The organism is Bradyrhizobium algeriense (assembly GCF_003062295.1).
Taxonomy (GTDB): domain Bacteria; phylum Pseudomonadota; class Alphaproteobacteria; order Rhizobiales; family Xanthobacteraceae; genus Bradyrhizobium; species Bradyrhizobium algeriense.
The window spans coordinates 141,591-155,079 of the sequence record NZ_PYCN01000008.1 but is presented as its reverse complement, the minus strand read 5'-3'; the positions used below and the strand labels follow the sequence as shown (position 1 = coordinate 155,079).

Sequence of the window (13,489 nt, the reverse complement as noted above, 5' to 3'; positions counted from 1 at the left end):
CTGAGGAGCGCCCGCAAGGCGCCTCCCCGACAGGGTGAGAAACAAAGATCAACTCAGGGAAACCAAATATGTCAGCTAAAGAAGTCAAATTCGGCGTCGATGCCCGCGACCGCATGCTGCGCGGCGTGGACATTCTCGCCAACGCCGTCAAGGTGACGCTCGGCCCCAAGGGCCGCAACGTCGTGCTCGACAAGTCGTTCGGCGCTCCCCGCATCACCAAGGACGGCGTCACCGTCGCCAAGGAGATCGAGCTCGAGGACAAGTTCGAGAACATGGGCGCGCAGATGGTGCGCGAAGTCGCCTCCAAGTCCGCTGACGCGGCCGGCGACGGCACCACCACCGCGACCGTTCTCGCGGCTGCGATCGTCCGTGAAGGCGCCAAGTCGGTTGCCGCCGGCATGAACCCGATGGACCTGAAGCGTGGTATCGACCTGGCGGTGGAAGCCGTGGTCGCCGACCTCGTCAAGAACTCCAAGAAGGTCACCTCGAACGAGGAAATCGCCCAGGTCGGCACCATCTCCGCCAACGGCGACGCCGAAATCGGCAAGTTCCTCGCGGATGCCATGAAGAAGGTCGGCAACGAAGGCGTCATCACGGTTGAGGAAGCCAAGTCGCTCGAGACCGAACTCGACGTCGTCGAGGGCATGCAGTTCGACCGCGGCTACATCTCGCCCTACTTCGTCACCAACGCCGACAAGATGCGCGTTGAAATGGACGATGCCTACATCCTGATCAACGAGAAGAAGCTCTCCTCGCTGAACGAGCTGCTGCCGCTGCTCGAAGCCGTGGTGCAGACCGGCAAGCCGCTGGTCATCGTCGCGGAAGACGTCGAAGGCGAGGCCCTGGCCACGCTTGTCGTGAACCGTCTGCGTGGTGGCCTCAAGGTTGCGGCCGTCAAGGCTCCGGGCTTCGGCGATCGCCGCAAGGCCATGCTGCAGGACATCGCCGTTCTGACCGGTGGTCAGGCGATCTCGGAAGATCTCGGCATCAAGCTCGAGAACGTCACCCTGCAGATGCTCGGCCGCGCCAAGAAGGTGATGATCGACAAGGAAAACACCACCATCGTCAACGGCGCCGGCAAGAAGGCCGACATCGAAGCGCGCGTGGCCCAGATCAAGGCGCAGATCGAGGAAACCACCTCGGACTACGACCGTGAGAAGCTGCAGGAGCGTCTGGCCAAGCTCGCGGGCGGCGTCGCGGTGATCCGCGTCGGTGGCGCGACCGAAGTCGAGGTGAAGGAGCGCAAGGATCGCGTGGATGACGCGATGCATGCGACCCGTGCGGCGGTTGAAGAAGGCATCGTGCCGGGCGGCGGCGTCGCCCTGCTCCGCGCCTCCGAGCAACTCAAGCGCATCAAGACCCAGAACGACGACCAGAAGACCGGTGTCGAGATCGTGCGCAAGGCGCTCTCCGCGCCGGCCCGCCAGATCGCGATCAACGCCGGTGAAGACGGTTCCGTCATCGTCGGCAAGATACTCGAGAAGGAGCAGTACAATTACGGCTTCGACTCGCAGACCGGCGAATACGGCAACCTGGTCTCCAAGGGCATCATCGACCCGACCAAGGTGGTTCGTGCGGCGATCCAGAACGCGGCCTCCGTCGCGGCTCTCCTGATCACCACCGAAGCCATGATCGCCGAACTGCCGAAGAAGAACCAGGGCGCCGGCGCCGGCATGCCTCCGGGCGGCGGCATGGGCGGCATGGACTTCTAAGCGACGAAGTCGTCCCGGACGCGGTGCAGCGCGAAGCGGTGCACCGCAGAGCCGGGATCTCGCTCCACAAATGCAAAACCCCGGCAGCGATGCCGGGGTTTTTGTTTGGACGGACGATGGAAATGCCCGCCGGGACGCGGCGAACGCCGACGTTCCCCTTGCAACGCTACGCTGAAGAAAAGGCTTCCTGCTCCCTGAGATATCCCTCTTATGCACAGGGATCCGTAGATATACGATCGTATGCGTTGACAATCTCAAAAAAAATTTTTGTGAGAGTCGCAATTCGAACCGACGCTCCGCCTCTCTTGACGCAAAGTCGTATCGGGTCGGGGCTAAATCAAAGCTCATCCAAAATCTGATCGAACACGGAGCGTGAGCTCTCGTGACGCAAGCGAGCGTTGCGGAGAATGCTTTCGCTTGAGAGGAGTAATGTTGCGTGAGTGAAAGCGAAATGAAAGTGACAGCCAACGGAACCAATGTCTTCGGGATGCCGCTGCCGGACTTCTCGAAGTTCGCCTTGCCTGGCATCGGCGGCAACGAGCAGGCCCTTGCCCGCACCCGGGAAGGCCTCGAGAAGATCAAGGCCGCGTCGGAGGAGATGACGGAAGCGCTGCGCGAGACCTATTCGGGCAACGCCAGAAGCGCGACCGACTACGGGCTGAAGGTGCTTGAAATCTCAAACGCCAATGCCGCCTCAGCGCTCGATTTCTTGATCCATCTCTGCGGTAGCAAGTCAGCGACCGAGGTCTTCACCTTGTCGGCGGCGCAAACGCGCAAGGCGTTCGAAACCGCTTCCGGCCAGAACAGGGAATTGTGGGCGCTTGCCCAGAAGCTTGCGACCGAAACGGGTGAGCCGATCAGGAAGCACATCACCAAGGTTATCCACCAAGCAGGCTAAAAGAGCCCGCTCAGTTCACGTCTAGGAATTTGTTCTGAGGAGGGATCCGGCCGGTTGGAACAAGCCAAGCAGCGAGCATGCAGCCCCCACTGGCCAATGCTCGCGCTGAACAAGGTGCGCGATGCCCCCCAAGTAACCCGCACCGACAACAGGCGCATTCCAACCGGCCGGTGCTTTCTTTCAAAATACAGCAAGCCAATCGCAAGGGAGGGCGACATGGGTATGGTCATGGTCAAATGTCCGCAAACCGGACTGGCGATTCCCACCGGAATCAAGACTGATCGCGAAAGCTTTGGGCGCAGCGCGGTGTTTTTCTCGCGCACGCGTTGCGTGATCTGCCACACCGATCACGCGTGGTTTGCGCGCGAAGCCTGGGTTGACGAGCCGAGCATCCGGGTGCGGCGTCGCAGGGCGGCCTCCCCGGCCTAATCGTCGACACAGATCGAACGACGATCGCGATGGAGGACACCATGGCGCGCATGCAAATCTCATCTGAAACTTCAACCTGGCTGCTGCAGGCCAAGGCCTTTCTCGACGAAGCGCGACGGCAGAAGCCGGGCCCCGAACGCAACGAGCTGCGCGAGACGGCAAAGGTGCTGCGCGAGCTTGCGAAACTCGAGGCGGCGTCCGAGCAAGCCCTCGAACGTGATTGGCGGCAGAGAACCTGACCGAGCGGAGGATCCGCTCGTTGATGGGCTTTTCCCGGAACGCCGCAGCAGCACGTCGCGACGTGGAAAGTTCAAGCGGTCGCGCGAAACGCGCTTACCTGACACCGCCCGATTTGATTTCGGGGATGCGCCCGGCTTCGAGCAGACCTCTCGCGCGGGATTGGTCCGAATTCGCTGAGAGAATCTCCTCAACTTCGAGGCGCATGGCTCGATGGCATTCGCACGCGGCCGCCGCGAGCCGCGCCCGGTCGATCTCGATCAGACCTCGTCGATCGGACCTGATCGCTCCGCGCGCACGCAGATTACGCATCAGGAGCGTCACCGTCGTGCGTCGCACACCGAGTATTTGCGATAGCGCCTGCTGGGTGAGCGGGAGCACGTCATGGTCAACGCGGTCGCGAAGCTGGAGCATCCAGCGAGCCATGCGGGCTTCGACCGGGTGCAACGCATTGCAGGCCGAGCCGAGCTGGAACTGCATCAGCATCGACCTGACGTGATTCTGGACCGCATGGCGGATCGCGGGACTCCGGCCGAAGGCGGCGTGAAATCGCGATGCAGGGATCCGGGCGGCCGTGCCGGCCGCGCGAACGACCGCGGTATTGGCCGAAGGTGACGGCCCAAGCACCGAAAGCGTGCCGACTGCCCCCTCACGCCCAATAACGGCGGTGGCGACCGTGTGTCCGTCCGCCATGTCGATCATCAGTGAGATCGCTCCGCTATGAGGGAAGAAGACGTACTCGATATCGTCACCCGCCCGCGAAAGGACCGCGTCCTGATCGAGCGCGATCATCTCAAGCTCGGGCCGCAGCAGGTCAAGGTCCGATGCCGGCAGTGCTGCAAGAAGGCGATTACTCATTCCCGCGGGAGGCGTCACTGCGGGGAACCCGCGGTGAGACGTCGGCGATCATCGCCACGTGGAGCGTCCCGGAACGGTGATCTAAGCATCAATTTAAATCTACTTTCTCTACGCACACTCACTCAAACAAGCTCTCAACTCTAACGACAAACTCCAAACGCTCGGACGCGAGGTGGACTGCTCGCGCGATCTTGGGAAGTTAGATGCAAATGAGCCTCTGGACGCAACCGTAAAATACGCATGGGTAACACCGTAAGCTTACGGGACCGTGCGGTTCCAATTCCGGCGCATGGCATGCCGACAAGCGTTTGCGGCCTTTGCTTCTCAATGGCGGCGTAGCCACGACGAGAGCCGCGTCGCGCGTTGCGGTAATACAGCCACTAGTGTCACGCTATTGCACTACCGTCTCGATCCGCTCGTAACGAATAGCAGGCGGCGTGCCATTGCCGCCGGCATCGAGCGAAAAGAAAATCATGCCCACGCGACCGACGACATTCTCCAGTGGAATGTATCCTACCGCCGACCGGCGGGCATGAAAATGAAGGGCCGGCCGTGGGCGACCCTTCCTGTCACGCATTCTCCGTGGGCTTGAAGCGGACCAGCTTGGTGAGCAGCGCGTCGAGGCCCTGCCCGTCACCCGCCGCACCTAACCAACCACTGCTAAACAGGCACGGAGGATGCAAAATGGACGCCGAAACAGAAGCCGCTTTCGTGGCTCACGTTAAAGACCTTGAACGGCTCGCGATCGATGGAGATCACCATGCGGTGAAATCCCTGGCTTGCATGGCCCTGTTAGTCGAGGGCTGGCGACCGACCGATCCAGGTGGTGGCGGCGAGATCATAGACCTAATGCCGTATCTGAAATTGGCAGCCTGATCTTAAGCGAACATCATTCAACCCTTGGAGATTTGCAATGACGAAGGACAAAGGCGAGACGACAACCCTCACCATCCACCATGACCGCTGCGACCCGAGCAAATGGTCTCTGACGCAATGGCAACTTTTGCAGGATTTTATCCGCGAGCCCCTTCTGCAGCGTGCGGCAGCGCTGTCAAAGCTTGGCATCCAACTTGTGCTTTCGGAGACCCATGTACCGGCCGGCGGCTCCTTGGAGGAGTTTGGATGGGCCGACGAGCGCGAGATGCCGAGCCCGGACAGAATCAGCGATGACTTGGAAGACATCACCCAAGGCGACGACATCACCCCTGTTGTGCAAGTTTACCGAGGCCCGACGCGGTACGCGGTGCGCTTTGCTATCGACGACGGCCACGGCGAGTTCGGCGGCTACGAGTATGAGATCAAAGAATCGGAAGCCGAGGCCGAGGAGTTCCTGAAATCGCTTCATGAGACCGAGCCGGCCTGACGATCTTGGCCAAGCAGCGGGGTAGCAAACTTACTCAATAGCCGCGCCACCGCCGCACTACCTCGGTGGCCCTGAGGCAGCTTGCAGGCGGGGGCAACGTGGGGTAGCGTGGCGCTTTTGGAGATATTGCCATGCACGGAATGATTGGGCGAAACGCCATTACGCCAGCTATTGACGATGGTGCAGGATGGGAGCCCTACATTCCTTGGTTCTTTGAACGCAGGAAGATCAGGAATCTGATCGGACTGTTCACGCTGTATGTCATGCGACGGGAGCGAGAAGGCTTAACCGAGTTTCGGGCATGCACTGCCAGAGAGTTATCCTCAATAGAGGCGCGCGACGTGGCCTCTATGCAGAAGTAGTTTATTTGCAGCGTCCAATCTGAGTTGGATATGAAAGCGACCAGAATGGAGCACTACGTCAGCAGAATTACGCCAAATCGATTTTTGCTGAACTCACTTCTGGTCTCCCGACATTTTAGGCGCCAGTTCGGAAGATCGCAGCGCCACATTTGCGATCCGTCAGCAAACTATCACGACTTCATTGTTGACAGGATGACCCGCAACGAGTCATGGCGGCCCATCCATTTGCGTGCTGTGGATAAAGAAACGGCCAAAGAAACAGCACGGGCGATTTGCCCCCAAGTCCGCACGCCAGAAACGAGTGAGGTCATCCAGACGCCACGCGGCATCTCAATCGATTATCTGAGATCAAAACTCGCACCCTACATCGGACGGACGCTGGTAGCCAAGCCCACGCATGGAACGGGCAACATCTTCTTCCTGGAATCGTTTGACGAGCCCGAACTGCTCTCCCTGTTTCAATACACCCGATACAACCATTTTTTTAGCTTTCGAGAGACCCAATATTATCCCTTGACCAGCAAGGTCCTTATTGAGGAGAGCCTTGGAAACGTTCGTGACTACAAGTTCTTTTGTGCGCGTGGGCAGCCGTTGCTGCTTCAGGTCGATTGCGACCGTCACATTAATCACAAAAGAGTCCTGCTCGATTTGCCATCTTACCAGGCACTGCCCATCCGACTTGGCGAATTTGAGCGACCCGTGACCTTTGCACTGCCGGACAACATCGAACACCTATGCCATATCGCTGCAGAACTTTCGGCTCCATTCGATTTCGTTCGGGTCGATCTGTACGAGAAGAATGGCATAGTGTTCTTCAGCGAATTTACATTCACGCCAGGCGCTGGGTTGGAGCCATTTTCGGACCCATCCTTCAGCCAGCTTCTTTTTAAGCGAATTAAAGAAACATTGAGCAGTTAATCAGCACGTTGTGCCCGTGCTGAAATCACAGAAGCCGTAATAGTAAGGGCGAGGCGCGGGGGCCACGTAACTGTTATTCCCGTTCAGCCCGTAAACGCCACCATTTTGTAGAACCAGTTGCGATGGGCCGAAATTGTTCAGCACCGCTCCTGTGCTCAACACGCCGGGGGCAGTCCCGACATAGGATTCGTAGTAGTATTTATACGTTGCCCGAGCGAGGGCGCTGGCCTTCCACGCATCGAAGGCCGTGTTGATCGTGGTGCATTCGCCTGCACTAAGCCCGATAGCTGTGCATTGGGCGCTGCTTGGGGTAGTCGGCTCCAATGCCCCTTCATACTGCCGCGACACGAGCGTTCCGGTTGCAGGTGCCGGGCTAAAGCCGTTCGCCGCAACGTCGTTCCATTTCGTGGTGGTTGTGCTGAGTTGCCCGAAAATGGTGTAGGGCGAATTGATCGCGCCGCCTTGAGCATCACCCAGCGCGAACATGCTCATCGTGCCGGTGGCCGCAACCCCACACGATACGGCAGACGACTGCGCCCCCTTGTCAACCTTGTTGATCGTCATGGTATTGCTGGTTGGCACTGAGGCCACGCGGTAGATGTTCAGAAGGCTGATATTGCCGCAAGCATCGCCGCCCGAAACGGTGATCCTGATGACATTTCCGGCCGTTAGATTATGCGCGAGCGGCGTCTGCCAACGTGAATTCCCGGCGTCCCAGGTGATAGTCTGTCCTCGTGTCCCGGCGTCGCCGCGAATAACGGCGTCGATTAGCGCAATGGCACCAGCGGTATCCGCGCCAGTCCAAAGCGTTATGATTTGATCATAGACCGCGAAGATCGCGATCAATGCACAAGCATGCCTATGCGTTCGGTCCGCACGATCGAAGGGGCTCCGCCGGCACGGGGCGCCCGTGAAAAATAGATGAGACCTGCGCGGCCGACGATATTTTCCAGCGGTATATAGCCGACCGCCGAAAGCACGCGGCTGTCGGTGGAATTGTCGCGGTTATCGCCCAGCACGAAGATGTGGCCATCCGGGACCTGGTAAACCTTCGTATTGTCGTAGAAGCCGTTGTCGACGCAATCGAGCGTCTCATAGCTCACGCCGTTCATCAGCGTTTCGCGCCAGCGCTTGGTTCGATTGCCATCACCTATCCCGCACGGCTCGTCAACGGCGATATCGGACAGCCTCTGCCGCACGACTGGTACGCCGTTGATGAAGAGCAGCCCTTGCCGCATTTGAATAGTGTCGCCGGGCAATCCCACGACGCGCTTGATGTAATCGACCGAGTCGTCTTTTGGAATCCGAAACACAACGACGTCGCCGCGCTCCGGCACCGAGCCGAATATGCGTCCCGGAAACAGACGCGGTGAAAACGGCAGGGAATAGCGGCTGTAGCCGTAGGCATATTTCGAGACGAACAAACTATCGCCTACCAGCAACGTCGGCATCATCGAGCCAGCCGGAATATAGAACGGATGGAACAGGAACGCGCGGAGGACGATCGGCGAGAATAGCGGGATCGCCAAAATAACGGCTACGACAATAAGAGCGATCTTGCCCCATCGCAGTGGGGATCGGCCTGTGTCCCGAACCAATGTCATATTTGCCCAGCCCTGATCGCTCGCGACCAAAAATAGCCGAGATGACGTCAAGTGCAACCATAAATTGTTTCCAGGCCCGCCGTCGTCGAAACGGCCTCGCAATGGCGGCCACAGTCGTCATCGTCCGCCTTGTGCGCAATTGCGCACTGGGGCGGACGATCCAGCATTCCAGAGACGCCAATGATTGAATCGAGAAGCCGCAGCGTACTGGATACCCGCCTTCGCGGGTATGACGAGTTCATCCAATCTGATTGCGAGCCGAGCGACGACCTCGGTGGGCTGTTTGAAATTCGAATCTGAATTGAGACGGCTTAGACCCGCCTACTGGATCTTCGCCAGCACCGCGAGGCGGCGGATGCCCTTGTTCTTGTAGGCGTCGAGGAACGCGTAGTAGTCCTTGAACGAGACGCAGCCGTTGGACTGGCCGCTCGGCCCGAGCATGTAGGTGTGCGCGAGCAGCCCGTCGCGGCCGTGGATTTTTTCCTCGCCGCCGATCGGCGTCAGCCGCAGCGCCGGCACGCCGTGAAACAGCGCCTCGCGCGGCTTCAGTTCGTAAATGTGCGGCGGCGTCACGCCCTGCATACGCACATGCGAATAGCGCACGTCATCCATCTTGGAGCCGAGCCCCGAATGCGCTTCAAGCCTGGTGCCGTCGGGCAGATACACCGTCTTGGCGGCGATATCGTAGACCGCGGTCTGGCGGTCATAGGGCGGCGCGCCGCCCATCATCGGATTTTGGCTTCGCGTATCGATGATACTGCCGGTGACGCTGGCGTCGGCAGATGCATAGGCCAGGAACCCTCCAGCTGCCGGCTGCTTGCCCCACAGCTTTTCGACCATGGTCTGTTTGTCGTTGGAAGCAATCGACATCACGGCCGCCTTGGCGCGCTGCGCCATGTCGCGAACGGTGGAGCCGGATGCCTTCGCCTCCGCAGCCTTGGCTTCCGAAGTCTTCGCTTCCGAAGTCTTGGCTTCGGTCTCCTTCGGCGCCGTGGCCGGAACGTTCAAGGCGAGCTTGGTAGCCGGCGTGGAAACTTTCGGCTTCGGCGTCTCCGCGGGCTTCGACGCCTGAACGGCCTTCGGCGCTTCGGCCGGCGGCGAAGCTTCCGCCAGCCTGGTCGTTTCGACGGGTTGGGAATCGACAGCTCTGGATGGCTGGCCTTGCGCAGCCGCTGCGGCGAACCGTTCGGTGAACATCAGCGAACTCGCGACGTTCTCCGGCGCGGGGATCACCAGGGACTGTTGCGGCAGCGACGCGAATATTTCGTTGAAAGCCGGTCGCACCGGAGGGGCAGCGACCACGGTCGGGTTCTTGACGGCGGGCGCCTCGAAGGCGGCGCTGTTCACGGATGGATAGACGCTGGCGCCGAACACGTTGGTGTAAACGGTCCAGGCGCAGCCCAGCACCAGGCCCGCGACCGCGACACTGCCGAGGAAATATTGGGGAACGCCCTTACGGGAAGGTTTCCTGCGGTTGTGCACCGCAGGGCCGAACGCACGCATACGCTTACTCATTCACACAACGCCCAGAACAACAATTCCACCAAGTCCCCCGTTTGATGCCGCGTCCGGATAGGTCCCCGTCAGCATCTCGCAGAGGCACAGAGCGTCATTAAGGCGACTTTTAGTTAAATCCGGATTAAACCCGGGCGGATCTAAGGCGTGGCTCAACTACATGGAACTATTGGAGAAATTATCCCGGTAGTGATGCAGGGATTCCGCCACAATCAGGGACATCCGGCGTTTCTGCCCACCGGATGTCCCATATCGGGCCAAGTTAAGGCATTAATCCTTGAACGGGTCGAACTCGTTCTCGCCGGCCATGGCGACCGCGAACGGGCGCAGCGTGTGCTGCACCTTGATCGAGCGAGCGTGCTCGGCCAGCACCTCCGGCAGCCGGCGATAGGCCATCGGGCTTTCATCGAGGTCGGCGCCTACCAGCGTCACGCCACGCGATTGCAGCCAGGCGTCCATCTCGGCCCGCGTGAACCGCCGCTTGGCCTCCTTGCGGCCAAACAGTCGGCCTGCGCCGTGCACCGTCGAGTAGAGCGAAGCCTTCGCCTCCTCGCTGTCGACGCCCTCGACGATGACAGCATCGTCACCCATCGATCCGCCGATGAAGCCACGCTGGCCGGGAAATGCCGGAGTTGCGCCCTTGCGAACCACCCACAAATCCTTGCCGCCATGGCTCTCCCGCCACGCGTAATTGTGGTGGTTGTGAACCATGTCGGTGACCTCGCCGCCGATGATCCTGCGCACGCGCTCGATCACCCATTCGCGGCCGGCATAGGAGTAGCGCCCGGCGAGTTGCATCGCCGCGATGTAGCGCCGCCCGATCTCGCTGTCCTCGTCGATCACAGCCGGCGGCACGTTCATGCCGTCCTTGCCGCCCGCGGCCTTGAGGTAGCGGGTCGCGCTGGTGTGACCGAGGCCGCGGCTGCCGAAGTGCACGCCGATCCAGACAAAGCCCGCTTCGTCGCGCAACAGGTCGACATAGTGGTTGCCCGATCCGACGGTGCCGAGTTGGGTGACCGCCTTCTGCCGGTAGGCGCCCATGTCGGACTCGCGCCACGCATCGGCGTCGTCGAACAGTTCATGTTCGACACGCTCGTCGTTGGTGCGTCCGACGCCGAACGAAATCACGTTGTGCACGTCCTTGATGATTGTGCCGACGTTGCCTTCGATCTGGCTGAACGGCGTGTCGAGGCGCACGGCCATGTTGCCGCAGCCGATGTCGAAGCCGACACCGGAGATGCTGATTTGCTTCTCATAGGCGATCACACCGCCGACCGGCTGCGCATAGCCGAGATGGCCGTCAGCGCAGATCACACCGGCTACGGCGTTTCCGACCGACATGCAATTGCGCATCTGCGCGATGGTCGCCTCGTCATGCTTGCCGAAAACCTTGAGCGGGCTGTTCTGGTATTGCGCCGCCTGCGGCTTGAGCGCGATATCGGCCGCAACGACCTCGGCGTCGCGCGCAAGCTTCTCCTTGCGCGCAGCGTCGCGAAACAGGCACCACGTCGGCATCGGCCGCTGGCCGGGCCGGTCGATCTTCGCATCGGGGTCGAGCCCGGCCTCAACGGCCAAGGCCCTGGCCCGCTCCTGGTAGGGATCGGATCGCATTTGATCCTCCTTCACTGCAATATACCTCGTTCCGAAGGCCCTTCGGGACTCCGGTAGAATCCCATGTCAGTCGCGACACGGGCCGGTTCGGTTTGCAGGCAGGGAGTCAGGGGGTGCATTTAGCCGCGAGGGGCATCGTGCGGATCATTTCTCTCTGCCTGGACGGCAGAGGGATGACCCGCCGCCGTCTTACGCTGCTGGTTCGCTTTGCGAAATCGGTGCATTCGCTGGATACACACCAACCGCACACGCCAAAGCGCGACCACGCCGGACGACCGGCTGGCCTGCATAACGTGAAGCATTGGCGTCTATACGAAGCATCGTCTTTCCAAGAGATCGGCGAGAAGCGCGCGATCAGATACAGCAATTCCAGGATTTGTAAATAGGGCCGGCAACGTCCACTTGTGCCGGCGCTAGTAACTCAGGCGAGGATACCAATCCTTGCCGCGCCCTTCGGGCGTGGTGTCGAGGATCGTCCACAGCGGATCGATGTCGGGCGCGCCGCGCGGGTCCTGTCCGGGATCGGCGGTCGATGGTCCCATTTCGCCGGACCAGAAATGACGAATGTTGCCGTCGCGGCGGGTGAATACGTTGTAGCCGGGCGCATCCGCATCCGCGGCGCTGACGTAGTCGCGGGTGTAGTCGCCCGATGCATCCGAGTAGATCCGGTGCCGCGTCCAGCCGCGCGCCTTCTTGGCCTCGATCAGCCGCGCGATCGGCGAGCGCGCCACGAACACGAACGCGATGCGCTGTTCGACATCGGGCAGCTTCGCTTCCCAGGTGCTCATGAAGGACGTGCACATCGGACACGGCAGCTCGCGCTGCGGTCCGAACATGTAGCTGTAGATCACGAGCGTCTGCTTGTTGCCGAACAGATCCGCCAAGGTTGCCTTGCCGCCCTCGCCTTCGAATTCATAGTTCTTCGTCACTGCGCCGCCCGGCGGCAGAGCGCGGCGCAATTCGGCGACGCGCTCGATGTGACGGCGCAGCTCGATCTCCTCCGCCAGCAATTGCGCGCGGGCGCGGCGATACTCGACGCTCTCGTTGGGAAAGTGCACGCCGTTGCCGCGTGCGAGTTCTGTTGCGGGTTTCAGGGCGGAACCGGACATGGCAATGACCTCCGTTTGGTTGACCTGTTACAAGACGTTTCGGGCCCCTCCGGTCCGACACGTCAGCGGAAAGGTGCACCCTCGAAATCTCCCTTTTGGCGCGGGGCCGTGGGGTGGCCGCAACCGGAACGGGTCCATTCAACGTCTTCTAATTTCTGCCATTTCAGCGCTGTACACCGCCATTTACGACGCCTTTTCGGTCGCGTTGCACGATCGGAGTTTTTGCCGAACCTTATGGCTCGCCGGCAGACACATTATCTGCGCACCTCTTTTGCTTTGCACGCGGGGGCGCCATCATGATACGGTACCGTATCATCCAATTTTCTCCCGTGCCCGAAGGGGAAGCTGCCATGACAATGCTGGCACGCGCCGGATGGATCGCTTTTTCAAGCCTGCTGCTGCTCGCCGGTGACGCGGCAGCCCAGCCGGCGAAATTCGGTTGCAATGCCCAACAGACGGCGCAAGCGACGCAGACGCTCCAGTGCCCGACGGCGATCACGATCGTGGCCGAAAGCGGCGCGAAGTTCGAGCTCAGGGATCGCAATCGCGACGGCCATGTCGATTCCGTCGAACTCAGCAACAAGGCCCTGCTGCTCGAAGTGCCGAAGAAGCCGGGCCGCGCCAGGTTCGACGTGGTGACGCCGCAGGCGATTGCGGCGGTGCGCGGCACCAAATGGGCCGTGGACGCCGAAGGTGCAAAGACATCGGTCTTCGTCGTCGACGGCCGCGTCAGCGTGGCGCGCCCCGCCGGCCGCGGCAGCGTCGTACTCGGCGCCGGTGACGGCGTCGATGTCGAGCCGTCGGGCGACCTGATCGTCAAGCGCTGGCCGCCTGCGCGCGTTACGGCCCTGATGGCAAGATTGGGACAATAGA

At 60.8% G+C, this 13,489-nt stretch carries 14 protein-coding genes; 8 read left to right on the top strand and 6 right to left on the bottom strand.

The features are described from left to right. Window positions 1-68 precede the first annotated feature (68 nt). The 4 genes from groL to C7G61_RS18020 all read left to right on the top strand — a co-directional run bounded on the left by groL (window position 69) and on the right by C7G61_RS18020 (window position 3,278). Complete coding sequence (gene groL, locus C7G61_RS18035; RefSeq protein ID WP_108516642.1) at window positions 69-1,712, top strand: chaperonin GroEL; 1,644 nt, start codon at window positions 69-71, stop codon at window positions 1,710-1,712. Between the two features lie 436 nt (window positions 1,713-2,148). Then, window positions 2,149-2,610, top strand: coding sequence for a phasin family protein (locus C7G61_RS18030; RefSeq protein WP_244608340.1), 462 nt, complete (start codon window positions 2,149-2,151; stop codon window positions 2,608-2,610). 216 nt (window positions 2,611-2,826) lie between these two features. Continuing rightward, window positions 2,827-3,039 carry a hypothetical protein gene (locus tag C7G61_RS18025; RefSeq protein ID WP_108516927.1) on the top strand — a complete coding sequence of 71 codons (213 nt, stop codon included), beginning with the start codon at window positions 2,827-2,829 and terminating at the stop codon, window positions 3,037-3,039. 29 nt (window positions 3,040-3,068) lie between these two features. Further along, window positions 3,069-3,278, top strand: a complete 210-nt coding sequence (locus C7G61_RS18020) for a hypothetical protein (RefSeq protein WP_145963641.1) — start codon at window positions 3,069-3,071, stop codon at window positions 3,276-3,278. A gap of 94 nt (window positions 3,279-3,372) precedes the next feature. On the opposite strand, the gene C7G61_RS18015 is transcribed toward C7G61_RS18020, so the two are convergent. Then, window positions 3,373-4,152: a Crp/Fnr family transcriptional regulator gene (locus C7G61_RS18015; RefSeq protein WP_108516637.1), complete on the bottom strand. Its 780-nt coding sequence runs from the start codon at window positions 4,150-4,152 to the stop codon at window positions 3,373-3,375. A 666-nt stretch (window positions 4,153-4,818) separates the two neighbouring features. Here C7G61_RS18015 and C7G61_RS18010 point away from each other — a divergent pair. The 3 genes from C7G61_RS18010 to C7G61_RS17995 all read left to right on the top strand — a co-directional run bounded on the left by C7G61_RS18010 (window position 4,819) and on the right by C7G61_RS17995 (window position 6,777). Beyond that, complete coding sequence (locus C7G61_RS18010; RefSeq protein WP_108516635.1) at window positions 4,819-5,010, top strand: hypothetical protein; 192 nt, start codon at window positions 4,819-4,821, stop codon at window positions 5,008-5,010. Between the two features lie 37 nt (window positions 5,011-5,047). Continuing rightward, window positions 5,048-5,497, top strand: coding sequence for a hypothetical protein (locus tag C7G61_RS18005; protein ID WP_108516633.1), 450 nt, complete (start codon window positions 5,048-5,050; stop codon window positions 5,495-5,497). Between the two features lie 392 nt (window positions 5,498-5,889). Beyond that, entirely contained in the window at window positions 5,890-6,777 is an 888-nt protein-coding gene (locus C7G61_RS17995; protein ID WP_108516627.1) for an ATP-grasp fold amidoligase family protein, read from the top strand. On the opposite strand, the gene C7G61_RS17990 is transcribed toward C7G61_RS17995, so the two are convergent. From C7G61_RS17990 to C7G61_RS17970, 5 genes are all read right to left on the bottom strand, one after another. Continuing rightward, on the bottom strand, window positions 6,778-7,623 hold the full coding sequence (locus tag C7G61_RS17990; RefSeq protein ID WP_108516625.1) for a hypothetical protein: 846 nt from the start codon (window positions 7,621-7,623) through the stop codon (window positions 6,778-6,780). Then, window positions 7,620-8,381, bottom strand: coding sequence for a signal peptidase I (gene lepB, locus C7G61_RS17985; protein ID WP_108516925.1), 762 nt, complete (start codon window positions 8,379-8,381; stop codon window positions 7,620-7,622). Before lepB ends, C7G61_RS17990 begins: the two co-directional genes overlap by 4 nt. A 321-nt stretch (window positions 8,382-8,702) precedes the next feature. Beyond that, window positions 8,703-9,896 carry a tlde1 domain-containing protein gene (locus C7G61_RS17980; RefSeq protein WP_244608339.1) on the bottom strand — a complete coding sequence of 398 codons (1,194 nt, stop codon included), beginning with the start codon at window positions 9,894-9,896 and terminating at the stop codon, window positions 8,703-8,705. A 270-nt stretch (window positions 9,897-10,166) separates the two neighbouring features. Next, the gene (locus C7G61_RS17975; protein ID WP_108516620.1) at window positions 10,167-11,507 is read right to left on the bottom strand and encodes an RtcB family protein; all 1,341 of its coding nucleotides are present in this window, start codon (window positions 11,505-11,507) and stop codon (window positions 10,167-10,169) included. A gap of 413 nt (window positions 11,508-11,920) precedes the next feature. Next, entirely contained in the window at window positions 11,921-12,616 is a 696-nt protein-coding gene (locus tag C7G61_RS17970) for a DUF899 family protein (RefSeq protein ID WP_108516618.1), read from the bottom strand. A gap of 350 nt (window positions 12,617-12,966) precedes the next feature. On the opposite strand from C7G61_RS17970, the gene C7G61_RS17965 reads away from it, so the two are divergent. Next, window positions 12,967-13,488, top strand: coding sequence for a FecR domain-containing protein (locus C7G61_RS17965; RefSeq protein ID WP_108516616.1), 522 nt, complete (start codon window positions 12,967-12,969; stop codon window positions 13,486-13,488). Window position 13,489 lies beyond the last annotated feature (1 nt).